Here is a 25,597-nt window from a genome sequence, read left to right on the forward strand (position 1 = left end):
CCACCGCCGAAGGCGGCCTTGATCGCGATCGGCAGCCCGTTCGCCTCGGCGAACGCCACGACCTCGGCGGAACCCCCGACCGGGTCCGGGGTACCGGCGACCAGCGGAGCCCCGGCACGCTGCGCGATGTGCCGGGCGGCGACCTTGTCACCGAGGTCCCGGATCGCCTGCGGCGGCGGCCCGATCCAGGTCAGCCCGGCGTCCAGGACGGCCTGCGCGAACTCGGCGTTCTCCGACAGGAAGCCGTAACCCGGATGGACCGCGTCGGCCCCGGAGTCCTCGGCAGCCTGGAGCACCTTGGCCATGTCCAGATAGCTGGCGGCCGGGGTGTCACCGCCCAGAGCGAATGCCTCGTCGGCCGCACGCACGTGCAGAGCATCGCGGTCCGGGTCCGCGTAGACGGCCACGCTCCCGATCCCGGCATCCCGGCATGCCCGAGCAACACGGACAGCAATTTCGCCACGGTTGGCGATGAGCACCTTGCGCACGATGGCTCCCTCCTTGAAACAAGCTGAGTTTAGGGACTACCGACACGGCCCTACGACCCGTCCCCAATGGTGAGCTTGCCCACACGGAGTGTGATTCGAGGCTTGCTCAAGTCGCGAAATCCCTTGTGGCACCACGGTACGCCGGGTTTCATAACCGCACAGTAGCCACGAGGTGTGGTCCAGGTCTCTGTTCGTACGGACTGCGACTCCGCGCGTTTCTTTGTCGAGTCCCCACTAATGGGCGAACAATTCTTTGCCCGACGCACTTGGGTCGCGACAAGGCGCGTGCGGGAAGAGCGCGCCGGCGTACGCCGCGAGCGCGGGACGGAAGCGGAGATCGCCGGACCCTTGTCCGGAGCATTACCGGTTAGTAGGGTCCGCGCTATCGCTCGTACTGCAGGTAACAGGGGGTGGACACCGTGGTGCGCAGACCGGTGGCGTTCGTGGCCGCGATCGTGCTGTTCGTGGAGGCCGTGGGCATCGTGCTCATCAACGGCATCCTGGCGACGGTGGTCAAGAACCAGGACATGTCGCTGGCCGGGATGGACCCCGCCGTCATGTCGAACGGCACCTGGGCGATGGGCGGCTTCTTCGGCCTGTACCTGCTGCTGTGCGGGCTGCTCCTGCTGCTGGCCGGCATCCGCGACCGGGCCCCCGGCCGGTTCGCCCGCATCGTCCTGATCGTCTGCGCCGTGGTGCACGCGGTGCTGGGTGCGCTGACGGTCGGGCTGGTCGGCTGGGCCGCGTTCGCGAGCATGATGGTGGTGTTCGGGCTGATAGTGCTCACGCTGGTGGCGTACGGCACCCCGTCGGACGGGCCCGCCGACGAGCCCGCAGAGGGCGCCGGAGCGGGTGCCCCCGCGCCGGTCTGATCCCGGGCGCCGGTGTGCCCGCCGGCCCCCGGGCCGGGCAGCGGCCCGGACCCATGCGGCCGCCGGTCCCGGGGCCTGGGCGTCCGCCCGGCCCGACGACCCGGGCGGGGCATCCGCCCGACCCGGACCCGGCCCGGGAGACCGCTCGGACCCGGCTCGGAACCCGGTACCGGCCCGGGAGACCGCTCGGACCCGGCTCGGAAACCCGGTACCGCCCCGGGAGACCGCTCGGATTCGGCCCGGAACCCGGATCAGGCCCAGAGCTCGGTGACGGAGATCCCCAGTTCGCCCAGCAGTCGGCGCAGCAGCGGCAGCGAGAGCCCGATGACGTTGCCGTGATCGCCCTCGATGGAGTCGACGAAGGGTGCCGAACGGCCGTCCAGGGTGAAGGCGCCCGCCACGTGGAGCGGCTCGCCGGTGGCCACGTAGGCGGCGATCTCGGCGTCCGTCGGTTCGCCGAAGCGGACGGTGGTCGAGGCGGTCGCCGAAGCGGTGCGCCCGGTCGCGGTGTCGATCACGCTGTGGCCGGTCTGCAGCACCCCGGCCCGGCCGCGCATGGACTTCCAGCGGGCGATGGCCTCCTCGGCGTCGGCCGGCTTGCCGAGCGCCTCGCCGTCGAGTTCGAGCACCGAGTCGCAGCCGATGACCAGGGCGCCCGCCGCCTCCGGCCGGCCGGCCACCGCCGCGGCCTTGGCCTCGGCGAGCACCAGCGCCAGTTCGGCCGGGGTCGGGGCGCTCAGCGCGTCCTCGTCCACCCCGCTCACGATCACCTCGGGCGCGAAGCCGGCCTGCCGCAGCAGACCGAGACGGGCGGGGGAGGCGGAGGCGAGCACGAGACGGCGCTGATCAGTCATACGGGCCATCGTAGAAGAGCCGCGCCGGCCCGGCCCCCGGCCCCGTACGGCGCCCCCTCGGCCTCAGCGCAGCCCGAGCACGAACATCGCGACCACCATCGCGAGGGCGAGGACCAGCCCCGCACGGCGCATCATGTCCTGGGCGTCGCGCAGTTCCTTCGGGGGCTTGTTCTCGGGGTCGGACCACAGCATGGAAACGATCCTGCTGCCGCGGCGGGCGGCGCGCCTGAGTACGGGTACTCAGCCGCCGTGGTACGTACCGGCCGGATCGCCCCCGGACGCACCGGAGGTCCGGACCGGAAGGGCCCGGATGCGCTGGAGGCCGGGACCGGAAGGGCCCGGACGCACTGGAGGCCCGGACCCAGAAGGGCCCGGACCTCCGGAAACGCTGTGGGGATGCCCGGCGACCACCGGGATCGCGGCTACCCGGGCCAGTACGTCCGGGCCCAGGCCCGCGGCCCCGGCAGATGACGTGTGCGCCGGGCGATGCGTCCCGGGTCGGACCACTGACCGGGCAGCGGCGGTCCGCCGGCCGGTCCGCCGGCCGACTCCTCGGACGTCGTCGCAGCGGCGCGCGCCCGCACCACCGCCAGTGCGGCTGCCAGCTCCTCCGGGGTCGGGTTGCCCCGTACGACCTTGATCATGGCCAGGACCCTTTCTAGAGGGGGATGTTGCCGTGCTTCTTCGGGGGCAGCGACTCCCGCTTGGTCCGCAGCTGGCGCAGCCCCTTCACGATGTGCGCGCGGGTGTCGGACGGCATGATCACCGCGTCGACGTAACCGCGCTCCGCCGCCACGTAGGGGTTGAGCAGGGTGTCCTCGTAGTCGGCGATCAGCTCGGCGCGGGTGGCGTCCTGATCCTCGGCGGCGGCGATCGTGCGGCGGTGCAGGATGTTCACCGCACCCTGCGCGCCCATCACCGCGATCTGCGCGGTCGGCCAGGCGAGGTTGATGTCGGCGCCGAGGTGCTTGGAGCCCATGACGTCGTACGCGCCGCCGAACGCCTTGCGGGTGATCACGGTGATCAGCGGGACGGTCGCCTCGGCGTACGCGTAGATCAGCTTGGCGCCGCGGCGGATGATGCCGCCGTACTCCTGGTCGACACCGGGCAGGAAGCCGGGGACGTCGACGAAGGTCAGCACGGGCACGTTGAAGGCGTCGCAGGTACGGACGAAGCGCGCGGCCTTCTCGCTCGCGTTGATGTCCAGGCAGCCGGCGAACTGCATCGGCTGGTTGGCGACGATGCCGACCGGGTAGCCCTCGACGCGCCCGAAACCGGTGATGATGTTCGGCGCGAACAGGGCCTGCGTCTCCAGGAACTCGCCGTCGTCCAGCACGTGTTCGATGGCGGAGTGCATGTCGTACGGCTGGTTCGCCGAATCCGGGATCAGGGCGTCCAGCTCGCGGTCCTCGTCCGTGGTGGCGAGCTCCGCCACCTCGGGGAAGGCGGGCGCCTCGGACAGGTTGTTCGAAGGGAGGTACGACAGCAGCGACTTGACGTACTCGATGGCGTCCTTCTCGTCGCCCGCCATGTGGTGCGCCACCCCGGAGGTGGTGTTGTGGGTGCGGGCGCCGCCGAGCTCCTCGAAACCCACGTCCTCACCGGTGACCGTCTTGATGACGTCGGGGCCGGTGATGAACATGTGCGAGGTCTGGTCGACCATGACCGTGAAGTCGGTGATCGCGGGGGAGTAGACCGCGCCGCCCGCGCACGGTCCGACGATCAGCGAGATCTGCGGCACGACGCCCGAGGCGTGCACATTGCGGCGGAAGATCTCGGCGAACAGCCCGAGCGCGGCCACACCCTCCTGGATCCGGGCGCCGCCACCGTCGTTGATGCCGATGACCGGGCAGCCGGTCTTCAGCGCGAAGTCCATCACCTTGACGATTTTCTCACCGTAGACCTCGCCGAGCGAGCCGCCGAAGATGGTGAAGTCCTGCGAATAGACGCAGACGGGGCGGCCGTCGACCGTGCCGTAGCCGGTGACGACGCCGTCCCCGTACGGGCGGTTCTTCTCGATGCCGAAGTTGGTCGAGCGGTGCCGGGCGAATTCGTCGAGCTCCACGAAGGAACCCTCGTCGAGCAGCAGATCGACCCGTTCGCGCGCGGTCAACTTGCCCTTGGCGTGCTGCTTCTCGACCGCGCGCGCGGAGCCCGCGTGCGTCGCCTCGTCGATACGGCGCTGCAGGTCCGCGAGCTTGCCCGCGGTGGTGTGGATGTCGGTCTCTTCCGGCTCGGACATCGGGTGGCGGCTCCCTGCCTGGTCACGGGGACGACTGTGCTGCTGAACAGGTACTGAAACACCTACTGATCCGTAGGGTATCGGCGCGGATACGGTTCGGCAGTGCGTCGTTTGCCACACCTAGTCTGGCTTGCATGACACCTTCGGATACGCCACAGAGCCGTTGGTCGGACCTGGACCGACCGCCCCTGAACGTCCCCGCGCTGCGCCGCGGACTGCTGCGGCCCGGCGGACTGTGGACCTCGCTGGACGTGGTGGAGACCACCGGGTCCACCAACTCCGATCTCGCCCGGCGCGCGGCCACGGGGCTCGACGAGGGCACCGTGCTGGTCGCCGAGGAGCAGACCGCGGGCCGCGGCCGCCTCGATCGCACCTGGACGGCTCCGGCCCGTTCGGGCCTGTTCCTCTCCGTCTACCTGAGGCCGGGCGACATCCCCGCCGAACGGTGGGGCTGGCTGCCGCTGCTCACCGGGGTCGCCGCGGCGACCGGCCTGGCGAAATCCGCGGGCGTCGACACGGCCCTGAAGTGGCCCAACGACCTCCTGGTCACGGTGGAGGGGGTGGAGCGCAAGGCGGGCGGCATCCTGGCCGAGCGCGCCGGGGACGGCGTGGTCGTCGGCATGGGCCTCAACGTCTCCCTGCGCGCCGATGAACTGCCCGCCCCCACGGCCGCCTCGCTGGCGCTGGCCGGCGCGGTCTCCACCGACCGCGAGACGCTGCTGCGGGGCGTGCTGCGCTCGCTGGAGCACTGGTACGGCCAGTGGCGCGCGGCGGACGGCGACGCGGCGGCGAGCGGTCTGCAGGAGGCGTACGCGGCGGGCTGCGCGACGCTGGGCCGGACGGTACGGGCCCAGCTTCCCGGCGACCGCACGCTCACCGGCGAGGCCGTGGCGATCGACGGCGACGGCCGCCTGGTCCTCTCCACCGACAACGGCCTCCAGGAACCCGTCTCGGCCGGCGACATCGTCCACCTGCGGGGCGCGGGTGGTGGCCTGGTCTGAGGCCGGGGCCGTGGCCGCCCCGGACGCGTATGGGCACACCACACCGCACTGCCCCGGCACCCGCCCCGCCCTGCCGGGGCCCGGCTCACCGTGCTCGCGTTCCGGGCCGCGCCGAGGGGTGAGTCCGTGCCCTCGTGGAAACCACCCACTCACCGTCACCACCCACGCCCCCTGGCTCACCCAGGAACATTCCGGGCTGCCCTAGGGGCGTGAGCTGCGGCACATCTGCCGTATCGTTGAGGCGATCCACCGACAGATCGGCAGGGCAGTGCGCAGGGAACGGGCAGGAGGCGGCTGGTGACCGTCGACGACACGACCTCCGGTGCGGGCACACAGCCCCCGTCGGAACCCTCGGTCCACGCGACACCGCATCACGAAGTCGACCATACGGCGGAACCGACCGACGACCCCCTCGCGATCCGGCTGGAACAGCTGATCCTGGGCGCCGACCGTCGCTACACGCCGTTCCAGGCCGCCCGTACCGCCGGTGTCTCGATGGATCTGGCGTCCAGGTTCTGGCGGGCCATGGGCTTCGCCGACATCGGGCAGGCCAAGGCGCTCACCGAGGCCGATGTGCTGGCGCTGCGCCGCCTCGCCGGTCTCGTCGAGGCGGGGCTGCTCAGTGAGCCGATGGCGATCCAGGTGGCCCGGTCCACCGGGCAGACCACCGCCCGGCTGGCGGAGTGGCAGATCGATTCGTTCCTGGAGGGGCTGACCGAGCCGCCCGAGCCCGGAATGACCCGTACCGAGGTCACCTACCCGCTGGTCGAGCTGCTGCTTCCGGAGCTCCAGGAGTTCCTGGTCTACGTGTGGCGGCGCCAGCTGGCCGCCGCCACCGGACGGGTCGTGCAGGCCGCCGACGACGAGGAGATGGTCGACCGCCGGCTGGCCGTCGGCTTCGCCGACCTCGTCGGGTTCACCCGGCTGACCCGCCGGCTGGAGGAGGAGGAGCTCGGCGAGCTGGTCGAGGCCTTCGAGACCACCTCGGCCGACCTGGTGGCCGCCCACGGCGGCCGCCTCATCAAGACCCTCGGCGACGAGGTCCTCTTCGCCGCCGACGACGCGGGCACCGCGGCCGAGATCGCGCTGCGCCTGATCGAGGCGATGACCCAGGACGAGATCATGCCGGCGCTGCGCGTGGGCATCGCGTTCGGCACGGTCACCACCCGGATGGGCGATGTCTTCGGCACCACGGTGAACCTCGCCAGCCGGCTCACGTCGATAGCGCCGAAGGACGCCGTGCTGGTGGACGGGGCCTTCGCGGAGGAGCTGACCCGTACCGGCGACGCCCCCGCCTCCGAGGCACAGGCGGCCGAGGAGGCCGCGGTGGCCGAGAAGGAGCGCCAGGAGGGCGTGGAGCCGGTCGCGGCACCCAAGTACCGCTATGGGCTCCAGCCGATGTGGCAGCGCCCGGTGCGCGGGCTCGGCGTGGTGGAGCCCTGGCTGCTGGCCCGCCGCGGCAGCTCCTGACCCGGCTCCTCGGCCCGGCTCTCCGACCCGGCTCTCTGGTCCGGCCCCCTGAGCCGGCCCCCTGACCCGGCCCCCTGAGCCGGCCCCCTGACCCGGCTCCCGGGTCGTGCCTTTCCGGCCCGTCCGGGCCGGCCCCTGACCACTGTCCGGGCCGCGCCATAGGATCCCTCCGGTAACGATCGTTAACCGGAGGGGTGCAGTCATGACCGTCACGTCCGAGCAGCGGTTCGGGGAATTCGTCGCCGTACGGGTCCACGAGGGCCAGGAGCACGTCGCCGAGCTGGTGCTCGACCGGCCCAGGGCGATGAACGCCGTCTCCACCGACATGGCCCGCTCGATCGCCGCCGCCTGCGCCGCGCTCGCCGCCGACCCCGGCGTACGGGTCACCGTTCTCACCTCCAGCCACGAGCGGGCCTTCTGCGTGGGCGCCGACCTGAAGGAGCGGAACTCCTTCACCGACGCCGAACTGCTGCGCCAGCGCCCGACCGCCCGCGCCGCCTACACCGGTGTGCTGGAACTGCCGATGCCGACGATCGCCGCCGTGCACGGCTTCGCGCTCGGCGGCGGGTTCGAGCTGGCGCTGTCCTGCGATCTGATCGTCGCCGACCGCACCGCCGTGGTCGGCCTGCCCGAGGTGTCGGTCGGGGTGATTCCGGGCGGCGGCGGCACGCAGTTGCTGCCGCGGCGGATCGGCGCCGCGCGCGCCGCCGAGCTGGTCTTCTCGGCCCGGCGGGTGGAGGCGGCCGAGGCGCTCGGACTCGGACTGGTCGACGAGCTGGTGGAGGCCGGTCAGGGCCGGACGGCCGCACTGGCGCTCGCCGGCCGGATCGCCGCCAACTCCCCGGTGGGGCTGCGGGCCGCCAAGCGGGCGCTGCGGCTGGGCCACGGCCTCGATCTCCGGGCCGGTCTCGAAGTCGAGGACGCCGCCTGGCGGTCGGTGGCCTTCTCCGGCGACCGGGCCGAGGGCGTGGCCGCGTTCAACGAGAAGCGGAAGCCGAACTGGCCCGGCGAGTGACACAACGTGACGACAGGTAATCGAATAGACACGCAATGAAAGCAACTGGTGCCCCAAACTGATCAAATCACCACAAATCTACATAAGCTGTAGCGATGGGTGGTGATGATGCACGGCTGCGGGCCGTGGTTTCGCTTGCGCAGACGATGGCGGCGGCACACACCCCGCGGGGGTCGTGGCGAGCGGCTGCGCTGGGGGCGTGCGAGGCGCTGGGCGGCAGCTTCGCCGCGCTCTCCGTGTGGGAGCGCGGGCGGGGGCGGCTGCGCGTGCTGGTGAACGCGGGTCAACGGGCCGAGGGGGAGGAGGAGTTCCCCGAGGCGGAGACGTATCCGGTGCACCAGTTCCCGGAGATCACCGAGTTCCTGCACGAACGGTGGGCCGGGGGCGGTGAACCGGACGCCTGGGTCGAGACCGCGGACGGCACGGCGGACGCGGACACGGGTGCCGGGGTGCGGGAGTACGGGAGCGGCTACGGCCGGGAGCGGGTGGCCGCCCTGCGCCGGCGCGGGCGCGGCTGCTGCGTGGTCGCGCCGATCGTGCTGCACGGGCGGGCCTGGGGCGAGCTGTACGTGGCGCGCCCGGTGGGGGCGCCGGTGTTCGGCCGGGAGGACGCGGACTTCGCGACCGTGCTGGCCGCGGTCGTCGCCGCGGGGATCTCCCAGGCCGAACGGCTCGAAGAGGTCCGCAAGCTCGCCTTCACCGACCCGCTCACCGGCCTGGCCAACCGCCGCGCCGTCGATGTGCGGCTCGACGAGGCGGTGGAGCGGCACCGGGCGGACGGGGCGGTGGTCAGCCTCGTCGTCTGCGACCTCAACGGGCTGAAGCAGGTCAACGACACCCACGGCCACGCGGTCGGCGACCGCCTGCTGGAACGTTTCGGCTCTGTGCTGTCCCGCTGTGGCGCCATGCTGCCCGGCGCGCTCGCGGCCCGGCTCGGCGGCGACGAGTTCTGTCTGCTCACGGTGGGCCCGGAGGTGGACGATGTGGTCCGGGTGGCCACCGAACTCTGCGAACGGGCGGCCGAGTTGGAGCTGGGTGACGGAGTGGCCTGCGGGATCGCGTCGACCGGCGATCCGATCGGCCCGGTGGTCTCGGCGCGGCGGCTGTTCCGGCTGGCGGACGCGGCCCAGTACCGGGCGAAGGCGGCCCGCTCGGTCAAACCGGTGGTGGCGGGGCGCGACGGCGAGGTCATCCGGCTGGCCGACTCGCCGCCCAGGTCCCCGCACGACCGCCGCCACCTGCGCGGCAGCCGGCCCTGAGGGGTGTGTGAACCGGTAAGGGGTCAACCGTACGACCACTAGTGACATGAAGGGATTCAGTCCGTACGCTTCTGAATATGGATATGCATACAGTCGTGGTGGGGACGTCCGGCACCACCGCTCAGGACGTCATCGCCGTGGCCCGCGGCAACGCCCGTGTCGAGCTCTCCGCAGCCGCCGTCGACGCGCTCGCCGCCGCCCGCGGGATCGTGGACGCGCTCGCCGCCAAGCCGGAGCCGGTGTACGGCGTGTCCACCGGATTCGGGGCCCTGGCCAGCCGGCACATCGGCCAGGACCTCCGCGCCCAGCTCCAGCGCAACATCGTCCGCTCGCACGCCGCCGGCATGGGCCCGCGCGTGGAGCGCGAGGTCGTCCGCGCGCTGATGTTCCTGCGGCTGAAGACGGTCGCCTCCGGGCACACCGGCGTACGCCCCGAGGTCGCGCAGACCATGGCCGACGTCCTCAACGCGGGCATCACGCCCGTGGTCCACGAGTACGGCTCGCTCGGCTGCTCCGGCGACCTGGCCCCGCTCTCGCACTGCGCCCTGACGCTGATGGGCGAGGGCGACGCGGAGGGTCCCGACGGCACCGTGCGCCCCGCCGGTGAACTGCTCGCCGCCCACGGCATCACCCCCGTCGAGCTGCGCGAGAAGGAGGGTCTCGCCCTCCTCAACGGCACCGACGGCATGCTCGGCATGCTCGTCATGGCCCTGGCCGACCTGAAGAGCCTCTACACCTCCGCCGACATCACCGCCGCCCTCTCCCTGGAAGCGCTGCTCGGCACGGACAAGGTGCTCGCCCCGGAACTGCACGCCATCCGCCCGCACCCGGGCCAGGGCGTCAGCGCCGACAACATGCTGCGGGTGCTCGCCAGGTCCGGCCTCACCGGCCACCACCAGGACGACGCGCCCCGCGTGCAGGACGCCTACTCGGTGCGCTGCGCCCCCCAGGTCAACGGCGCGGGCCGGGACACCCTCGACTACGCCGGGATCGTCGCGGACCGCGAGCTGGCCTCCGCCGTCGACAACCCCGTCGTACTGCCCGACGGCCGGGTCGAGTCCAACGGCAATTTCCACGGCGCCCCCGTCGCGTACGTACTCGACTTCCTGGCGATCGTCGCGGCCGACCTCGGCTCCATCACCGAGCGCCGCACCGACCGGCTGCTGGACAAGAACCGCTCGCACGGGCTGCCGCCGTTCCTCGCCGACGACGCCGGGGTGGACTCGGGCCTGATGATCGCCCAGTACACCCAGGCCGCCCTGGTCAGTGAGATGAAGCGGCTCGCCGTGCCCGCCTCGGCCGACTCGATCCCGTCCTCCGCGATGCAGGAGGACCACGTCTCCATGGGCTGGTCGGCGGCGCGCAAGCTCCGTACCGCCGTCGACAACCTCGCCCGGATCGTCGCCGTCGAGCTGTACGCGGCGACCCGCGCCATCGAACTGCGCGCCGCCGGGGGCCTCGTCCCCGCCCCCGCCTCGCAGGCCGCCATCGAGGCGCTGCGCGCCGCAGGGGTCCAGGGCCCGGGACCGGACCGCTTCCTGGCGCCGGACCTGGCCGCGGCGGACGCGTTCGTACGCGCGGGCAAGCTGGTCGAGGCGGTCGAGCCGGTGACGGGGCCGCTGGCCTGAGGGCTGTCCACCACCGCCACCCTCGACACACAGGCACCCCGCGCTGCTCGGGTCTCCCTGCGCCGCCCACGTGATGGGGCGAGCCCTTCGCACGGTGGGCTCCTCGGGGGTGCCGTCCGTCGCCGGGCCCGCGTTCTGGAATCCGGCGGACCATCATGAATGGTCAGAGCCAGAGACCGATGAAGCCCGGTCGCGGTGCCCCGTCCTGACGAGGCACCGGAACCGGGCAGTCGGGAGCGGGAGTCTCGGCGGGCGGGCCCGACCCGGTGGCAGCTTGCAAGCGGCCCCCGGCTGCTCGGGGTGCGCCGCGGCGGTTCTGACTGCGGCGCTTTTCGGACGAAACGAAGCTGTCGGCTGCCGCCGACGAACCGGTGACCGACCACAGCGGCTCGCACCCCTCGGTGGACCGGAACGCAAGTCCCTTCCGGCGGAGCAACACCTCGACTGCCCCCAGGTGCTCCTGCTCAGCGGCCTCCCGCGCCTCTCTGCTCTCCGCCGCCGCTGGACGGCGGCTGAGCGGTCACATTGAGCACCGCGGTGTATGTGACACTGATCGACACGTGAGGCCCCTCGGTCGGAACAATCCTTCGCAAGATCGTTCCTGTCAGGGGCCTTACCGCTGGCTGGAGTTGGGGCCACATGAGCCACGGCGCCGACACCGCGATCATAGTGGGTGACGTCTGTTCGCAGGGGAAGCTCACTATGCCCAACTGGGGGTTGACTCATGCTGAGTATCGAGGAGGCTGCGGGATTGGCGGCGGCATTCTTGGGGGAGCGCGTGAGTAATGAGTCCATGCCGATGGCCCTCGTAGCAAACGAACACGCACAAGTCGGCGGCGAAATCATGTTCGATTGCCAGTCGGTTGCATACATCCGTAGTGGCGATTTTCGTGACATGGCGATTGGTATCGGTCATGTGGCCGTGAACGCGGATACCGGTGAGTGTCGTTTAGTGGGGGCTGTGGAAGCCGCCGAACTCGATCTTTTCTGACGCAAGGGCGCCCTGCTTCCTGGCATTGCCCCCCGGGGCGCCTCTGGCGAAAATACTGGGTGACCTGGGGAAAGGGTGGCAAGGTGAGATCGTCCGAGGAAGACAAGCTGCATCTGATCATGCACGTGGGTGGAGTACCGGTTGGTCGCCTGTACTTCGTCATCGCCGACATGTTCTGGAGCAAGTGCAGGTTCGAGCCTCTGGATGCCTGGGAATCCGTACGGTCCCTGTTCGAACAGCACGAGGAGGCCGCGAAACAGGGATTCCCCATCGACAAGATTGCAGCCACAGCGGAAATTCTCGACCGGGGAGTGGAACTGCACCCGTCATCACCCGAAGCAGGGATGCCGTTCAAGCCCTTCATGGTCTACGTCGACGGCGGAACAGCCAAGTACCGTCACTGACCTCGATGCCAGTGGCTCGGAGGGTGCCTCACGTGGCAAGTTTCGCGAGCTTCTCGTAGCAGGCCAGGGGGGGGCGGCCAGGCCGAGAAAGGCGAGGAAGTGCGAGCCCTTTTCGGGGAATCGGGTGCCAAAACCGGCGTCGGCCGGTGTGCGCCGGGCTGAGCTTCGGCGGTGGGAACCTTCGGCCCCCGGGCCCGGCGGGGCAGTCCTCAGGCGAGGTTGTCGGTGCGGCGTGCCGAGTGGGAGAGCAGTGCTGCCCCGATGCCCAGGAACGCCACGCCGCCGATCAGATACGGGGTGGTGTCGACGCCCGTCCCGGTGTCGGCCAGCCTCGGACCGGCCGAGGTGTCCCCGGCGACGGTGGTGGTGGTCGGCCCGCTCCGGCTGCCCGGTTCGTCCGTGGCGTTGGCCGACGGGACGAACCACAGGGCGGCCAGCAACGTGGCCGCGGCGGTGGCGGTCAGGAGCGGGCGGCGAGCGATGACCACGGAATGGATCCCCTTGTCACGGCCGTGAGTTAGTCATGAGCGCCGATGCTAGCGCCCCTCCGGTGAAAGCAGCGGGTCGCGGGAGAGCCGGGGGTGCGCGCGGCTTACGCTCCGGCACATGAGCACTTCTGAGACATCACGCTTTGTTCGGCTTCGGGTGGAAATGGTGTTGGAGATCACGGACCCCGCCGCCCTCAGCGGCACCGCTCTCGAATCGATCGCCGCCGAGTACGGGGAACCGGGTGGCGAGTCCGCCGAGGAACGCACGCGCGCCGAGAGCGCCGTACGGGAGGACGGCGCGGAGGCGCTGGCCTCCCTCATCGACCCGTTCGACCTGGTCGGCGAGGTGCCCGGGGTCGAGCTCGCGCAGGCCTCCTGGAGCAGCGAGAGCGTCGACTACGACCCCGACGACCCGGACTCCTGGGACCTCGACGACGAGGACGGCGAGGAGGACGAGGACGACGACGCCGGGAGCGGTGGCGACGTCCCGCACAATGGGTGAGGACGACGACGGTCACGTCGCCGCGGGCGGCGGGACCGGCAGCTGGTGAACACCGGCCCCGGACCGTTTCGTACGCGGTCCGGGGCCGTGCCGTTCGCCGGCCGCCCCTACGTGATCGGCGCAGGGAACCACCGCAGCCGCGGACGCGTCGTTGAGTGTTGTTCCCCACATCTTTCGCGGATGTGGAACGGAGGACCCTTTCCATGGGTTCTAGGACCATTGACGGGTTTCGCCGGTCGACGGCGGTTGTGCTCGGGGTTTTTTGGGGATTCGGCAACGATGGAGAAGCTTGTGATGACGGACAGTAAGCGACGCAGGGGCCTGATGGCCGCGTCCGCACTGCTCGGCGGCGTACTGGTGCTCACCGCCTGCAACGACAGCGGGGACAGCAGTGCCGAGGGCTCGAAGAAGTCGCAGGCTGCCGAGGTCGACAAGGCAGCGGCCCAGGACGCCTCGGAAGCCCAGATAGCGATCTCGCCGAAGAACGGCGCGACCAACGCGAGCATCAACAACGACGCCAAGGTCACCGTCACCAAGGGCACGCTCTCCGTGGTCACCATGACCACCGCGGCCGGAGACGCCGTCAAGGGCACGCTCTCCGCCGACAGCAAGAGCTGGAAGCCGGACGTCCAGCTGGAGCGCTCGACCACGTACAAGATCAGCGCGACGGCGAAGGACTCCAAGGGCCGCGAGGCGCACGAGAACTCCTCCTTCACCACCGTCTCGCCCGCCAACAGCTTCATCGGGAACTTCACCCCCGAGGACGGCTCCACGGTCGGCGTCGGCATGCCGGTCTCGGTCAACTTCAACAAGGCGATCACGGACAAGAAGGCCGTCCAGGCCGGTATCACCGTGACGTCCAGCAGCGGCCAGCAGGTCGTCGGCCACTGGTTCAACTCGCAGCGTCTCGACCTGCGCCCCGAGAACTACTGGCAGGGCGGCTCCACCGTCACGCTGAAGCTGGCGCTGGACGGCGTCGAGGGCGCCGACGGCGTCTTCGGTGTGCAGCAGAAGACGGTCACCTTCAAGGTCGGCCGCAACCAGGTCTCGACGGTCGACGCCAACACGAAGATGATGACCGTCACCCAGGACGGCAAGACGGTCAAGACCATCCCGATCTCGTCCGGCTCCTCCTCCAACCCCACGTACAACGGGCAGATGGTGATCTCCGAGAAGTTCAAGGAGACCCGGATGAACGGTGCGACGGTCGGCTTCACCGACGACGACGGCAAGGGCGAGTACGACATCAAGGACGTGCCGCACGCCATGCGGCTGTCCACCTCGGGCACCTTCATCCACGGCAACTACTGGGGCGCGCGGTCGATCTTCGGCAGCGCCAACACCAGCCACGGCTGTGTCGGCCTCGCCGACGTGAAGGGCGCGGGCGACGCCAACCAGCCCGCCGCCTGGTTCTACAACAACTCCCTCGTCGGCGACGTGGTCATCGTCAAGAACTCCCCGGACAAGACCATCACCCCCGACAACGGCCTCAACGGCTGGAACATGAGCTGGGCCGAGTGGACGGCGGGCTCCCAGGCCTGACCCGACCCCACGCGCCCGTCCTCGGCGCGGCCCGAACCCCGTACGGAGGCGGCGGCACCCGGATCCCCCTCGGATCCGCGGCGCCGCCGCCTCCGGCGTTCGTGAGCCTTCCCATCCGGCTCTCAGCGTGGCCTCAACCCGCCATCACGGAGAACGCGGCGGCCCGGCAGGGGAGTTGGGGCATACGGGGCCGGGGCACAGGGCAGGGGCTCGCGAGGCCCGGGGTCCGGGAGGGCGCTTGCCGGGGCCGGTCCGGGCCGGCGGGCGTGGGCCGGTCTCAGCGGTGGGCGGGCGCGGTGGCCGCGACGGCGGCCCGGTGGGCGGTGAGGTCGCTGTGACGGACCTGGCGCAGGCCCAGTGGATCGGTGTGCGGCTCACCGTTCCCCCCGTTCCAGAGCGAGGTACGGGGCAGGACGCCGGGGCCCGAGAGGAGCGAGCGCAGCCCGTACCAGGGTTGCAGCGGCAGCCAGCAGAGCCCGTACAGCCAGCGCAGCAGCAGTGACCAGGGCCCCGGGCGCCCGGCGTCGGGCAGTCTGACCACCCGTATCCCCATGATCAGCTTGCCCGCGCCGGCCCCGGTGAGCGCGGTGAGGACCACATGGTTGAGGAACGAGAACGCGAGCGCCGGGCCGAGCAGCAGGCCGGCCGCCTCGGTGACCCCGGCCGTGTCCACGTACGGCCGGGCGAGTAAGCCGACGGTGACCAGACAGAGGTAGCAGTCGAGGCCGACGGCGAGATAGCGGCGCATGTCGCCCGCACGCGGAGGCACCCGCGCCGCGTGCGGGGCCGCCCGGTACCCCGGTGCAGGGGGGAGGGCCGGGCGGGGCGTCGGCAGAGGCGCTCCGGGGAGGTTCCGGGTACGTCCCGTCCCCCGTGAAATTGTCATGACGGCATCATGTCTGATGAGCCGTCACCGTGCGCCCGGGAAGCGTGTGTACGCCGTCCGCCGCCCCGCGTTAGTCTCGCAGTCATGACCGCCGCCATCACCGCCATGATCACCGCAGTGGTCGGGGTGCTCGGCACCCTCCTCGCCCCGGTGTTCGTACAGCGGCTGGGCGTGCGCCAGCGCGCCGAGGAGGCCCGACTGGCGGACGAACGACGGAAGTTCGAGGAGCGGCGCACCCAGTACACGGCCATGAACCGGGCCTCCCGGCAGTTCCACACCCTCCTCAAGGACGCCCTGCACCGCATCCGCGACGACGTCTACACCGAGCAGGAACGCACCCAGCTCGAAGAGGCCCGTCTGGACCACCGCGACCGCTACGCCGAGGCGCAGATGATCGTGCCCGAGCGGATACTCCAGGCGTCCCGCGATCTCAACCGGGTGCTGGCCGCCGGTGACGCCGTCGTCAAGCGCCTGGACCGGGGTGTGCCCCGCGACGGCGAGAATGCCGAACGGGCCCTGGAGAACCTGAAGGCGGCCGACCCCTGCCTCGACACGATGCGGCAGCTGATGCGCCAGGACCTCGGCGTCGCGGACTGATGCCGGGTGACGGCCCGCGGGGCCCGGCGCAGAGCCTGCTGCGGGCCGGCCCGTCCCGGCCGCCTCGCCCGATCCGAGCCGGCCCACCAGGACCGGTCCGCTCCTCCCTCGCCCCGACCCGGCCTCTCAGCAGGACGTGAACGGCCGCAGCCGGTAGCGCGAATCCAGCCGGTACTCCCCGGCCCGCCGCACCGTCAGCCGGGTCCACTCGCCGTCCCGCCGCAGGCACCCGCCGCCGTCCACCCGCAGCCACGGCGAGTGGGCGATCCGTACCGTCACCGAACCGGCGGCGGGCATCCGTACCACCAGCGAGGCATCGTCCCCGCGTACCACCGAGCCCGGCGCGGACACCAGGGGCACGGCCCCGCGCACCCGGTAGATCCGCCACCCGGCGTCCCGCCACACCGGCTCCAGCCAGTCGGTGCCGCGCCGGACGATCCGCGCCTCCGTCTCGGCCGGTCCGTCCGGCCTGCCGTCGTGCAGCACGACCAGGCCCACACCCCACCGGTCCAGCCAGGCCCGGTACGCCGCCGGGGCCGGCCGCCCCTCGTAGAACAGCCGCCCGCGCTCCACGTCGAGCTGCCGGTTCCAGCCGCGCGCCATGTTCACGTACGGGGCGAGTACAGCCGCCTCGCGGTGGTTGCGGGCCGGCACGACCTCCACCCGGGTCCGCCCGGCGCCGAGTCGGCGCAGCTCGGCCACCAGCCCGTCGGTGTGCTCCGCCCAGGCGGGCACGGAGGTCGAGACCCGCAGGTCGTCGTCGGTCTTGTCGATCAGCCAGCCCGTGTTGTACACCAGCGTCCCGGCGAGCAGCAGGGCCCGCGCCCGCACCGGCGCCCCGCCCCGCGCCCACCGGGGCAGGACGGACGCCAGCGCCGCCAGCAGTACGGGCGGGCCGGCCACCCCCACCAGCCGCTCCACGTTCGTCCCGATCGGTGAGGCGACCAGGAAGGTCAGGACGACGCCGACCGCGTACACCGCGCCCGCGAACCGGACCACCCGCAGGCCGCCCCCGCGCGGCGCCGCGAACCACAGCGCCGCGCACGCCGCCAGCGGCATCCACAACCTGCCCGCCACCATGGGCTGTTCGCCCGTGAACGGGAACACGAGCGTCGTCGCGGCCACCACCACGACCGGCGGTACGACGAGCCCGGCCGCCCGCCGCCACCGCCGGTCCAGCCCGTACGCCGCGCCCGCCACCACCAGGAACAGCCCGGCCACCGGGCTCGCCGCCGTGGCCAGCGCCGCGCAGCCCGCCGCGCAGCCCGCCCGGTGCCGTACGTACAGCAGCGCGACCAGCCCGATCGCGACGCCCAGCGCGAACGTGGTGCGCCCGGACGCGATATTGCACCAGAGCGTCAGCGAACCGAGCACCGCGACCGCGACCGGCCACCGAACCCCGCTCCGTACACAGAGCCGTCCCAGCGCCCACGACCCGCCGAGCCCGGCGGCCACGGTCACCGCCCGCACCCCGAACACCGCCATGAGCGGCGGGGTCAGCAGGCTGTAGTTGGCGGTGTGCGTCCCTCCGTACCAGGAGAGGTTGTACGCGGACGCCGGATGCCGTGAGGCGAATCCGGCCCAGGCGAGCTGCGCCGCCAGATCACCGCCGCCGGTCGCCAGCACCAGCGCCCACAGCACGTACAGCGGCACCACGACGAGCACCGCGATCCCCGGCACCCGCCACCGCCCCGGGGCCCCGGCCGCACCGGCGAACGCGCGGCCGTCCTCCGGCCCGTCCTCGCGCCTGCTCTCCGGCCCGTCCTCCCGGTCGCGTTCCTTCTCGCGCGGTGCGGTGCTCTCGGTGATCCCCACCCGGCGAACCCTAGTGGGGCCGTCCGGACCGGGCCGGGAGCCCGGCGCACGGGCCGGCGGTACAGCTGGCTACACCACGGAACCGGGGGACCGGCCCATCGTGGCGACCGCCGCCCGACGACAGAATGGAGACATCACCCGGCCGGAGGGCATCACCGGCCACCCACACGGAGGAACCCCATGAAGGCACTGCTCTGGTTCGTGCTCTGCGCCGCGGTCGCCGCGAACGTCTCGCTCAACCTGATGGAGAACAACGCCCTGCACATCGTGCTGAGCGTGGTCTCGGGGCTGGTCGTCCTCGCGTCCGGGACGGGGCTGTGGATGCTGCGCCGCGAGGCGCGCGCGTAGCGGCCGGATCTCTTGCGCCGGTCCCCTTGAAAGGATCTCCGGAGCTACTGGGACAATGGGTGGGCCACAACGGTTCTGTACGTCGCTTCCGTGAGCCGCAGAGCGTGCGATGTCTGGGCGACGCCCTCAATGGGGAGGGGGACCGCCGGCGCCCCCCGGGACGGGGGGCGTCTTCGCGCGCATGCCCACCGACGGAAGGTCTTGACCTGATGCAGGCCACCCCTGATTCCGTAACCCCGCACGCCACCGAGAGCCGCGTCATCGAGCCGCTGTACGCCGAGATCCTCCGGCGCAACCAGGGCGAGAAGGAATTCCACCAGGCGGTACGGGAGGTCCTGGAGACCCTCGGCCCGGTCCTCGCGAAGCGACCGGAGTTCGTGGACGCCAGGATCATCGAGCGCGTCTGCGAGCCGGAGCGCCAGCTCATCTTCCGGGTGCCGTGGTCGGACGACTCCGGCGACATCCACGTCAACCGCGGTTTCCGGGTCGAGTTCTCCAGCTCGCTTGGCCCGTACAAGGGCGGGCTGCGCTTCCACCCCTCGGTCAACCTCGGCATCGTGAAGTTCCTCGGTTTCGAGCAGATCTTCAAGAACGCGCTCACCGGCATGCCCATCGGTGGCGGCAAGGGCGGCGCGGACTTCGACCCCAAGGGCCGCTCGGACGCCGAGATCATGCGGTTCTGCCAGTCGTTCATGACCGAGCTCCACCGCCACCTCGGTGAGTACACCGACGTCCCCGCCGGTGACATCGGCGTCGGCGGCCGGGAGATCGGCTACCTGTTCGGCCAGTACAAGCGGATCACCAACCGCTACGAGTCCGGCGTCCTCACCGGAAAGGGCCTCGGCTGGGGCGGCGCCCAGGCACGGACCGAGGCGACCGGCTACGGCTGTGTCATGTTCACCGCCGAGATGCTGCGCAGCCGGGGCGAGTCCCTCGACGGCCAGCGCATCGTCGTCTCCGGCTCCGGCAATGTCGCGATCTACGCGATCGAGAAGGCCCAGCAGCTCGGCGCGACCGTGCTGACCTGCTCCGACTCCGACGGCTACATCGTGGACGAGAAGGGCATCGACCTCGCCCTCCTCAAGGAGATCAAGGAGGCCGGCCGCGGCCGCGTCTCCGAGTACGCGGAACGCCGCGGCGAGCACGTCAAGTACGTCCCCGGCACCGGCGTCTGGAACGTCCCCTGCGACGTGGCCCTGCCCTGCGCCACCCAGAACGAGCTCCACGAGGCCGACGCGCTGGCCCTGGTGCGCAACGGCGTGAAGGCGGTCGCCGAGGGCGCCAACATGCCCACCACGCCGGAGGCCGTACGCGTCCTCCAGGAGGCGGGCGTCGCCTTCGCCCCCGGCAAGGCGGCCAACGCGGGCGGCGTGGCCACCAGCGCCCTGGAGATGCAGCAGAACGCCTCGCGCGACTCCTGGACCTTCTCCCACACCGAGGAGCGCCTCGCGGAGATCATGCGCCACATCCACGACTCCTGCTACACCACCGCCGAGCGCTACGGCAGCCCCGGCAACTACGTGGTCGGCGCCAACATCGCCGGCTTCGAACTGGTCGCGGACGCGATGCTGGCCCAGGGCCTGATCTGATCCGGCACCCGGTGCGACTGCGGCCGGCCGTCCTCTCGGGATGAGGGGGCGGCCGGGCCGCCGCGGCGTCTCCGGTTCCCGGCCGCGTCGTTCAGAGGCCGCGTTGTTCAGCGCAGGAAACTTCCCTCGTACTGCCTGGCGTCGTAGAACTTGAGAAAGCGATAGGCCGTCTCGGGCAGCAGCGTCGAAGTGCTGTAGGTGTCCAGGCGTTCCGGCCGGAGGTGCTGGGTCAGTTCGGCGAGGAGTGCACCGAGCGAAGGACGCCGCGCGGGGTCCGGTCGCATGCACGACCTCACGACGCCCTCGATTTCATCGGGCAGCCCCGAGAGGTCTGGAGCCGCGTCCAGCAGCTGCCGAAAGATCATCCACGGGCTCTCACCGGGGTACGGGGTGTGACCGGTGGTGGCGTAGACGAGGATCGACCCGAGCGAGTACACGTCGCTGGCCGTGGTGACCCGGCGGCTGTCCTGTACCTGCTCCGGAGACATGTAGGCAGGGGTCCCGAGAGTGGCGTGCGAGGCGGTCATCCGGCTCGACGCCGCTGCCTGCGCGAGACCGAAGTCGATGACTCTCGGACCGTCCAGGGCCACGAGAATGTTCGAGGGCTTCAGATCGCGATGGATGATCCCGGCGTCGTGGATGGACTCAAGCGCCTCGATGACCCCGGCTGCCAGCCACCTCGCCGCCTTCACGGGCAGCGGCCCGCACGTGGTGACGAGATGGTCGAGTGACGGCGCCGAGACGTAGGCGGTTGCCAGCCATGGCATCTCCGCTTCCGCGTCATCGGCGATGACGGCCGCGGTGTAGACCCCGCTCACGCTCTTCGCCGCGGAGACCTCGCGTACGAAGCGCTTGCGGAACTCCCGGTCGCCGGCGAATTCTTCCTTGATCACCTTGATCGCGGCGAGCCGCCCGGCACGGGACCGGCCGAGGTAGACCTGGCCCATTCCGCCGCGACCGAGCCGTCCCAGCACTTCGTACGGGCCGATGGACGTCGGATCGAAACGCCGCAGCGGTTTGATCTGTGACTCCGTGACCCAGCTCGGGGGGTAGCTCTCCGTGCTTTCGGGGCGGGTGCGCGCACTCTCCTGGTGCCGCATTTCTCGTGGGCTCGTGGCGCGCGCGCCTGCCCTCGTCGCGAAAACGTCTGACGGTTTGGGGACCGGCGCGCCGCTCCGGGGCCGCAGCGTCGTGGAAGGTCCTGTGGGGGCGTTGAGGGAAGTCGACGCACCGCGTGGGCCGGGCGATACGTCGGGGCCGGTCACCCGGTGGGGAGAGACGGGCTGGGCGAGGACATCCCGAAGCCTGGACTCGACGGAGGGTTCAAGGGTCGAAGAGGCGGAGCGGACAAAAGCGCCCATCTCCTGGAGCTTGGCCAGGACGACCTTGTTCTCCATTTCGAACTCCTTGGCCAGCTCGTAGACGCGCGTCTTCGAACCTCTGGGAATCTCCGCGGAAGGGGTGTCGGCCCTCCGCGCCGGGCGGGCCACAGGCCCGGGGGAAGCAGGCTGAGGCGATCGTGGTCCCATCCGGGCGGAACCTCTTGCCTGTCCGGGGGCGGAGAGGGCGTCGATCAGCCTGCGCACGTGCTGGGCCTCGATCGTCGAGGAAGCGGAGCGGACGGGCACCCCCAACTGCTGGAGCTCGGCCATGACGACCTTGTTCTCGATCCCGAACTCCTTGGCGAGCTCGTACACCCGGACCCGTGCCATGCGATCGCTCCTCACCGAGGGTGGCCTGCCAGTTCCGTACCCCTGGTGAGTATCTTCCCCTATCCGGGTGTTCTCCGTCACCCGCCTCACGACGCCACGAGCGGAGGGTGCGGCGGGACCACGACGTGGCCCTGGACGATGTGGTTCTTCTCGCGGCCAGAAGGGGCGGGGAAGCAAACGGCTCCCCGTCCGCCAGGGACGGGGAGCCTGCGAGCGCCGATGGCGGGGTGGCTCAGCCTGCCTGGTCGCCGGTGTAGCGGTAGATGCTTCCTGCGGAGTTGACGCCCCATACGGTGCCGTCGGCTGCCGCGCCGATGTCGGTCAGGGCACCGGGGATCTGGACCCAGGGGTTGGCGTCGTCTCCGGTGAACCGGTAGATGTTGGCGTTGGCGTTGACGCCCCACACGTTGGTTCTGGAGCCGGCCGAGATGCGGGTGAGGCCGCCGGGGATCTTCTTCCAGTGGTTGGTGTCGCCCTGGTCGCCGGTGTAGCGGTAGATGCTTCCTGCGGAGTTGACGCCCCATACGGTGCCGTCGGCTGCCGCGCCGATGTCGGTGAGGCCGCCGGGGATCTGGACCCAGGGGTTGGCGTCGTCTCCGGTGAACCGGTAGATGTTGGCGTTGGCGTTGACGCCCCACACATTGGTCCTGGACCCGGCCGAGATCGCCGTGAGCCCTCCAGGAATCTTCTGCCAGTGAGCCATGTTTGCCTCGTTCCTTCCAACCTTCCAACGCGGATGTGCATCTGAGTGGTCGACAGGAACGAGTCCAGGCAAACGGGCGGATACCCGAGCTGACTGATGCAATGGTCTGAAAATTGCCGTTTCGTCTTGCGGCACCCCCTCGCTCCGCGGGGGCGGTGCGGCGGTGGCGGTGCGGCATATGGCCCAAAGAGAGCCACACTTACGAGGAATCGCAGGCGTGGCTCACTTGACTTCCACGCGCATCCGACCCCCTCGTCACCCTCGCGGAGCGGCCGACAGGCAAGCCGGTCCGACCGGGAGCCGCGCGATTAGGGCCATGTGTGCTGCTGTGACGGTGAGCAGCCGGTGCAGACCGGAGTCTCTTCGGGGCGGTATCCGCGTAGACCCGCATGAACTCGACAGTCTCTTCGTAGGGCCACCGGCCACCGGCCTGGAGCCGGGAGCCAAGAGCCGGAAGCGGCTCCGCGTGATATCTCCTCCGGATGTTCGCTGGGCAGGATTCACTTTCCTGGCCGACAGCTGAGAGCAGAGGGTGTCGTACGCCCATCGCTCCCACCTGTCTGCCGGCCGCACGCGGTCGCGCGTCAGGACCAGGGAGAGCTCCGGACTTGCTCGTCCTCCAGGAGACGGGCGCCGCCTTCGCCCCCGGCAAGGCGGCCGACGCGGGCGGCGTGGCCACCAGTCGGCTGCCGCGCCCGCCACACCTTCGGCCTGCTCTCCACCACCTGGAACGCCGTGGTGATCCGGGTCCTGCGGGACGGGCCCGGACGCCCCGGCGAACTCCGCGAGCGACACGGTCACATCAGCCGGCCGCCACCGTCAGGCGACGCCGGAAGGTCTCCGCAAGCCCCGTGTTCACGACCACCACCACCCCGAAGCACACCGCCGCCACCGAGTCCCCCACGGCATGCACCGCGTACACACCACCCCCGAGCACCACCGCCTTGACCAGCAGGACCCCCACGAGCGGGGGCCGGAAGCGGGCCCGGGGCGCGGCGAACATCCCCCAGACCACGGCGGCGGCAACGGGAGTCCCGACCCCCAGGAGCAGCCGACCGGCCACCCCGTCACCGGTGGCGAAACCCCACCGGGCCAGCGCGGCCAGCGCCGCCAACTCGACGACGAACGCGAGAAGTTCGTTGGCCATGAACCAGGGGCGCCCGGCATGGGGGACGGCAGTGCCGCGGTCTTCGCTCGCCATCGATGGGAGCTCCTTCTCGTAGGGCGGTCGGTGGTCGGCCCGACCGGAAACGTCACCGGGCGGGTGCCGGGCGGGGCCGATGGAGTGCGGTGCCGGCAGCCGAAGCGGTACCGGTCAGCCCCAGAACTCCCGCAGGGCGGCGTTGACGACGGCGGGTTCCTGGGTGTGCGGGTAGTACCCCGGCACCCGCAGGAGGCGGCCCCCGAGGGAGTCCGTGAGGGACTCGGCCACGGCCATGAGCGGGAGCCCCACGTGCTCGCGGTACGCGGCCGGCGCGTGCTCCCAGGTTCCACAGATCACCAGAGTCGGCAGGGCGGCGCCCCGGATCGCCTCCAGCGGGATTTCCGCCTCCCAGACGGGCCGCTCCCTCATGGAGGTGGCGACGGCACGGAGCCGGCGCGACGTGGGCTCGGGCACGGCCATCCCCAACCCCTCGGTGGACGCCCGCAGATACTGCTCCGGCGTGACGTCGTCCGGGATGCCCGGGGCGCCGTCGCGCACCCGGTCGAGGAGGCCGGCGACGACTGGATGGTGCGCGGCGGCGGTGAAGGCGGAGGGCTGGATGAGGGCGAGGGAGCGGACGAGGTCGGGTCGGCGCGCGGCGGCGATGAGCGCGGCGACGGCGCCGTTCCCGTGCCCCACGAGGTGGGCGCCGCCGGGCCTCACGGTGGAGACCCCGTCGCCGAGAATCTCCACGATGTCCTCGGCGTCGACGTCGAAGTCGCTGCGCGCGGTGTCCGGGCTGTCGCCGTAACCCCGGCGGTCCATCAGGAGAAGCCGTCTGCCGTCCGCCAGGGGCCGCTGCGCGGCGAACCCGTAATCGGAGTCGCTGCCCCAGGCGAAGATGTTGTGGACGAAGAGGGCGGGGGCGGCAGCGTCCGCCGGGGCCATTGGGGTCACCGGGGCCGCCGAAGCCGCCGGGGCCCGGCCCCCTGCGACCTGATCGCGGTCGTCCCACACGGTCACGTGCACGGCCATGGGTCACCCTCCCGAAGCTGAGTAACGTCGACTCCTGCGAGAGTAGACCCCACCGGCAACCCCGCTCCGGCACTCCGGGCGGAGCCGGAACACCGCCACCACACCGTGGTCGAGCGGACCGCCCCGCCCCGCCGGGGCCCGACCGGAGCAGAACAGCGGAAAGCCGCGCGGACCGGCAAGTACCGCCGGCCCGTGCCCGGTCACGGAGGCCGATGCCGGTGTCGGACTCCTGCCGGAAGGCGGGCCGCAGCCGATGTCCGACCGCGGCCACGAGCAGGCGGGCAGGTCAGCCCTCGGCCGGAGCCACCCCGATCGGGCACGAGACGCCCGTGCCGCCGATGCCGCAGTAGCCCGCCGGGTTCTTGTCGAGGTACTGCTGGTGGTACGCCTCCGCGGGCCAGAACGTGCGGCCCCGCGCCGGGAGGATCTCCGTGGTGATCGTGGAGTGGCCGGCGGCGGTGAGGACCTTCTGGTAGGCGTCGCGGGAGGCTGCCACGGCCGCCTCCTGGGCGGGGGAGTGGGTGTAGATCGCCGAGCGGTACTGGGTGCCCACGTCGTTGCCCTGGCGGAAGCCCTGGGTCGGGTCGTGGGACTCCCAGAAGAGCTTCAGCAGCTCGTCGTACGAGACGGTCCTCGGGTCGAAGACGACGCGGACCGCCTCCGTGTGGCCGGTCAGGCCCGAGCAGACCTCTTCGTACGCGGGGTTCTCGGTGTAGCCGCCCTGGTAGCCGGCCAGGGTCGTCCAGACGCCGTCCGTCTGCCAGAACTTGCGCTCGGCGCCCCAGAAACAGCCCAGCGCGAAGTCCGCGACCTCCAGGCCCTCCGGGTACGGGCCCAGCAGGGGGTTGCCGAGGACCGTGTGGGTGGACGGGACGGTGAATTCGGGAGTGGGGCGGCCCTTCAGGGCCTCCTCCGGGGTGGGGAGCTGCGGGGTGCGGCGTTGCAGGAACATGCGGGGGCTCCTCCTGGGGTGGGTGTGCAGTGCTTACAACGCGGCGGGGGCGTCATGGAT

At 71.3% G+C, this 25,597-nt stretch carries 26 protein-coding genes; 13 read left to right on the top strand and 13 right to left on the bottom strand.

The window, feature by feature from the left end; translation table 11 throughout:
* Positions 1-488, bottom strand: a 488-nt coding sequence (locus tag ACGF8B_RS03770; RefSeq protein WP_392734489.1) for a biotin carboxylase N-terminal domain-containing protein, incomplete at its 3' end; no start/stop codon positions are given.
* 410 nt (positions 489-898) lie between these two features.
* On the opposite strand from ACGF8B_RS03770, the gene ACGF8B_RS03775 reads away from it, so the two are divergent.
* Complete coding sequence (locus ACGF8B_RS03775; RefSeq protein WP_392734492.1) at positions 899-1,360, top strand: hypothetical protein; 462 nt, start codon at positions 899-901, stop codon at positions 1,358-1,360.
* 251 nt (positions 1,361-1,611) lie between these two features.
* Here ACGF8B_RS03775 and ACGF8B_RS03780 read toward each other — a convergent pair whose 3' ends face one another.
* From ACGF8B_RS03780 to ACGF8B_RS03795, 4 genes are all read right to left on the bottom strand, one after another.
* Positions 1,612-2,223, bottom strand: a complete 612-nt coding sequence (locus ACGF8B_RS03780; RefSeq protein WP_266791521.1) for a nucleoside triphosphate pyrophosphatase — start codon at positions 2,221-2,223, stop codon at positions 1,612-1,614.
* A 54-nt stretch (positions 2,224-2,277) separates the two neighbouring features.
* Entirely contained in the window at positions 2,278-2,406 is a 129-nt protein-coding gene (gene mmpB / locus ACGF8B_RS03785; RefSeq protein WP_259929864.1) for a morphogenic membrane protein MmpB, read from the bottom strand.
* Between the two features lie 230 nt (positions 2,407-2,636).
* Positions 2,637-2,858 carry an acyl-CoA carboxylase epsilon subunit gene (locus ACGF8B_RS03790; RefSeq protein ID WP_392734495.1) on the bottom strand — a complete coding sequence of 74 codons (222 nt, stop codon included), beginning with the start codon at positions 2,856-2,858 and terminating at the stop codon, positions 2,637-2,639.
* A gap of 14 nt (positions 2,859-2,872) precedes the next feature.
* A complete protein-coding gene (locus ACGF8B_RS03795) occupies positions 2,873-4,456 on the bottom strand; it encodes an acyl-CoA carboxylase subunit beta (protein WP_392734497.1) in 1,584 nt (527 codons plus the stop codon).
* Positions 4,457-4,590: 134 nt separating this feature from the next.
* On the opposite strand from ACGF8B_RS03795, the gene ACGF8B_RS03800 reads away from it, so the two are divergent.
* The 7 genes from ACGF8B_RS03800 to ACGF8B_RS03830 all read left to right on the top strand — a co-directional run bounded on the left by ACGF8B_RS03800 (position 4,591) and on the right by ACGF8B_RS03830 (position 12,224).
* Complete coding sequence (locus ACGF8B_RS03800; RefSeq protein WP_392734499.1) at positions 4,591-5,457, top strand: biotin--[acetyl-CoA-carboxylase] ligase; 867 nt, start codon at positions 4,591-4,593, stop codon at positions 5,455-5,457.
* 297 nt (positions 5,458-5,754) lie between these two features.
* The gene (locus ACGF8B_RS03805) at positions 5,755-6,927 is read left to right on the top strand and encodes an adenylate/guanylate cyclase domain-containing protein (RefSeq protein WP_392734500.1); all 1,173 of its coding nucleotides are present in this window, start codon (positions 5,755-5,757) and stop codon (positions 6,925-6,927) included.
* Positions 6,928-7,129: 202 nt separating this feature from the next.
* A complete protein-coding gene (locus tag ACGF8B_RS03810; protein WP_392734502.1) occupies positions 7,130-7,942 on the top strand; it encodes an enoyl-CoA hydratase/isomerase family protein in 813 nt (270 codons plus the stop codon).
* A 95-nt stretch (positions 7,943-8,037) separates the two neighbouring features.
* Positions 8,038-9,201: a diguanylate cyclase domain-containing protein gene (locus ACGF8B_RS03815; protein WP_392734504.1), complete on the top strand. Its 1,164-nt coding sequence runs from the start codon at positions 8,038-8,040 to the stop codon at positions 9,199-9,201.
* A gap of 77 nt (positions 9,202-9,278) precedes the next feature.
* Positions 9,279-10,829, top strand: coding sequence for a histidine ammonia-lyase (hutH, locus tag ACGF8B_RS03820; protein ID WP_392734507.1), 1,551 nt, complete (start codon positions 9,279-9,281; stop codon positions 10,827-10,829).
* Between the two features lie 724 nt (positions 10,830-11,553).
* Complete coding sequence (locus tag ACGF8B_RS03825) at positions 11,554-11,820, top strand: hypothetical protein (protein ID WP_392734508.1); 267 nt, start codon at positions 11,554-11,556, stop codon at positions 11,818-11,820.
* A gap of 83 nt (positions 11,821-11,903) precedes the next feature.
* Positions 11,904-12,224, top strand: coding sequence for a hypothetical protein (locus ACGF8B_RS03830; protein ID WP_392734510.1), 321 nt, complete (start codon positions 11,904-11,906; stop codon positions 12,222-12,224).
* Positions 12,225-12,433: 209 nt separating this feature from the next.
* Here the strand turns inward: ACGF8B_RS03830 and ACGF8B_RS03835 are convergent, their stop codons facing one another.
* Complete coding sequence (locus tag ACGF8B_RS03835) at positions 12,434-12,712, bottom strand: hypothetical protein (protein ID WP_392734512.1); 279 nt, start codon at positions 12,710-12,712, stop codon at positions 12,434-12,436.
* A 118-nt stretch (positions 12,713-12,830) separates the two neighbouring features.
* On the opposite strand from ACGF8B_RS03835, the gene ACGF8B_RS03840 reads away from it, so the two are divergent.
* Together ACGF8B_RS03840 and ACGF8B_RS03845 are read left to right on the top strand one after the other, a co-directional pair.
* Positions 12,831-13,214: a hypothetical protein gene (locus ACGF8B_RS03840; protein ID WP_392734515.1), complete on the top strand. Its 384-nt coding sequence runs from the start codon at positions 12,831-12,833 to the stop codon at positions 13,212-13,214.
* 294 nt (positions 13,215-13,508) lie between these two features.
* Complete coding sequence (locus tag ACGF8B_RS03845) at positions 13,509-14,756, top strand: Ig-like domain-containing protein (protein ID WP_392734517.1); 1,248 nt, start codon at positions 13,509-13,511, stop codon at positions 14,754-14,756.
* A 277-nt stretch (positions 14,757-15,033) separates the two neighbouring features.
* On the opposite strand, the gene ACGF8B_RS03850 is transcribed toward ACGF8B_RS03845, so the two are convergent.
* On the bottom strand, positions 15,034-15,504 hold the full coding sequence (locus ACGF8B_RS03850; RefSeq protein WP_392735463.1) for an RDD family protein: 471 nt from the start codon (positions 15,502-15,504) through the stop codon (positions 15,034-15,036).
* A 222-nt stretch (positions 15,505-15,726) separates the two neighbouring features.
* Between ACGF8B_RS03850 and ACGF8B_RS03855 the strand changes: the two genes are divergently transcribed.
* The gene (locus ACGF8B_RS03855; protein ID WP_392734519.1) at positions 15,727-16,239 is read left to right on the top strand and encodes a hypothetical protein; all 513 of its coding nucleotides are present in this window, start codon (positions 15,727-15,729) and stop codon (positions 16,237-16,239) included.
* A gap of 126 nt (positions 16,240-16,365) precedes the next feature.
* Here the strand turns inward: ACGF8B_RS03855 and ACGF8B_RS03860 are convergent, their stop codons facing one another.
* Positions 16,366-17,919 carry a hypothetical protein gene (locus tag ACGF8B_RS03860; protein WP_392735465.1) on the bottom strand — a complete coding sequence of 518 codons (1,554 nt, stop codon included), beginning with the start codon at positions 17,917-17,919 and terminating at the stop codon, positions 16,366-16,368.
* 315 nt (positions 17,920-18,234) lie between these two features.
* Here ACGF8B_RS03860 and ACGF8B_RS03865 point away from each other — a divergent pair, with 315 nt between their 5' ends.
* Both ACGF8B_RS03865 and gdhA read left to right on the top strand, forming a co-directional pair.
* Positions 18,235-18,402 carry a hypothetical protein gene (locus ACGF8B_RS03865; RefSeq protein WP_392734521.1) on the top strand — a complete coding sequence of 56 codons (168 nt, stop codon included), beginning with the start codon at positions 18,235-18,237 and terminating at the stop codon, positions 18,400-18,402.
* A gap of 209 nt (positions 18,403-18,611) precedes the next feature.
* Entirely contained in the window at positions 18,612-19,991 is a 1,380-nt protein-coding gene (gdhA, locus tag ACGF8B_RS03870; protein WP_259929851.1) for an NADP-specific glutamate dehydrogenase, read from the top strand.
* A gap of 107 nt (positions 19,992-20,098) precedes the next feature.
* Here gdhA and ACGF8B_RS03875 read toward each other — a convergent pair whose 3' ends face one another.
* From ACGF8B_RS03875 to msrA, 5 genes are all read right to left on the bottom strand, one after another.
* Entirely contained in the window at positions 20,099-21,703 is a 1,605-nt protein-coding gene (locus tag ACGF8B_RS03875) for a translation initiation factor IF-2 N-terminal domain-containing protein (protein ID WP_392734523.1), read from the bottom strand.
* Positions 21,704-21,935: 232 nt separating this feature from the next.
* Positions 21,936-22,541: a tectonin domain-containing protein gene (locus ACGF8B_RS03880; RefSeq protein ID WP_392734525.1), complete on the bottom strand. Its 606-nt coding sequence runs from the start codon at positions 22,539-22,541 to the stop codon at positions 21,936-21,938.
* Positions 22,542-23,208: 667 nt separating this feature from the next.
* Positions 23,209-23,607, bottom strand: coding sequence for a YrdB family protein (locus tag ACGF8B_RS03885; protein WP_392734527.1), 399 nt, complete (start codon positions 23,605-23,607; stop codon positions 23,209-23,211).
* Positions 23,608-23,721: 114 nt separating this feature from the next.
* The gene (locus tag ACGF8B_RS03890; protein ID WP_392734529.1) at positions 23,722-24,585 is read right to left on the bottom strand and encodes an alpha/beta fold hydrolase; all 864 of its coding nucleotides are present in this window, start codon (positions 24,583-24,585) and stop codon (positions 23,722-23,724) included.
* A gap of 286 nt (positions 24,586-24,871) precedes the next feature.
* Positions 24,872-25,537, bottom strand: a complete 666-nt coding sequence (gene msrA, locus ACGF8B_RS03895) for a peptide-methionine (S)-S-oxide reductase MsrA (RefSeq protein ID WP_392734532.1) — start codon at positions 25,535-25,537, stop codon at positions 24,872-24,874.
* Positions 25,538-25,597 lie beyond the last annotated feature (60 nt).

This window comes from Streptomyces sp. NPDC047917, assembly GCF_043204345.1.
Lineage (GTDB): Bacteria > Actinomycetota > Actinomycetes > Streptomycetales > Streptomycetaceae > Streptomyces > Streptomyces sanglieri.

Coding starts and splice junctions, on each gene's coding strand:
- ACGF8B_RS03780 (WP_266791521.1), bottom strand. CDS start 2,223: ATGGCCCGTATGACTGATCAGCGCCGTCTCGTGCTCGCCTCCGCCTCC.
- mmpB (WP_259929864.1), bottom strand. CDS start 2,406: ATGCTGTGGTCCGACCCCGAGAACAAGCCCCCGAAGGAACTGCGCGAC.
- ACGF8B_RS03790 (WP_392734495.1), bottom strand. CDS start 2,858: ATGATCAAGGTCGTACGGGGCAACCCGACCCCGGAGGAGCTGGCAGCC.
- ACGF8B_RS03795 (WP_392734497.1), bottom strand. CDS start 4,456: ATGTCCGAGCCGGAAGAGACCGACATCCACACCACCGCGGGCAAGCTC.
- ACGF8B_RS03800 (WP_392734499.1), top strand. CDS start 4,591: ATGACACCTTCGGATACGCCACAGAGCCGTTGGTCGGACCTGGACCGA.
- ACGF8B_RS03810 (WP_392734502.1), top strand. CDS start 7,130: ATGACCGTCACGTCCGAGCAGCGGTTCGGGGAATTCGTCGCCGTACGG.
- ACGF8B_RS03815 (WP_392734504.1), top strand. CDS start 8,038: ATGGGTGGTGATGATGCACGGCTGCGGGCCGTGGTTTCGCTTGCGCAG.
- hutH (WP_392734507.1), top strand. CDS start 9,279: ATGGATATGCATACAGTCGTGGTGGGGACGTCCGGCACCACCGCTCAG.
- ACGF8B_RS03825 (WP_392734508.1), top strand. CDS start 11,554: ATGCTGAGTATCGAGGAGGCTGCGGGATTGGCGGCGGCATTCTTGGGG.
- ACGF8B_RS03840 (WP_392734515.1), top strand. CDS start 12,831: ATGAGCACTTCTGAGACATCACGCTTTGTTCGGCTTCGGGTGGAAATG.
- ACGF8B_RS03845 (WP_392734517.1), top strand. CDS start 13,509: ATGACGGACAGTAAGCGACGCAGGGGCCTGATGGCCGCGTCCGCACTG.
- ACGF8B_RS03850 (WP_392735463.1), bottom strand. CDS start 15,504: ATGCGCCGCTATCTCGCCGTCGGCCTCGACTGCTACCTCTGTCTGGTC.
- ACGF8B_RS03855 (WP_392734519.1), top strand. CDS start 15,727: ATGACCGCCGCCATCACCGCCATGATCACCGCAGTGGTCGGGGTGCTC.
- ACGF8B_RS03865 (WP_392734521.1), top strand. CDS start 18,235: ATGAAGGCACTGCTCTGGTTCGTGCTCTGCGCCGCGGTCGCCGCGAAC.
- gdhA (WP_259929851.1), top strand. CDS start 18,612: ATGCAGGCCACCCCTGATTCCGTAACCCCGCACGCCACCGAGAGCCGC.
- ACGF8B_RS03875 (WP_392734523.1), bottom strand. CDS start 21,703: ATGGCACGGGTCCGGGTGTACGAGCTCGCCAAGGAGTTCGGGATCGAG.
- ACGF8B_RS03885 (WP_392734527.1), bottom strand. CDS start 23,607: ATGGCGAGCGAAGACCGCGGCACTGCCGTCCCCCATGCCGGGCGCCCC.
- ACGF8B_RS03890 (WP_392734529.1), bottom strand. CDS start 24,585: ATGGCCGTGCACGTGACCGTGTGGGACGACCGCGATCAGGTCGCAGGG.
- msrA (WP_392734532.1), bottom strand. CDS start 25,537: ATGTTCCTGCAACGCCGCACCCCGCAGCTCCCCACCCCGGAGGAGGCC.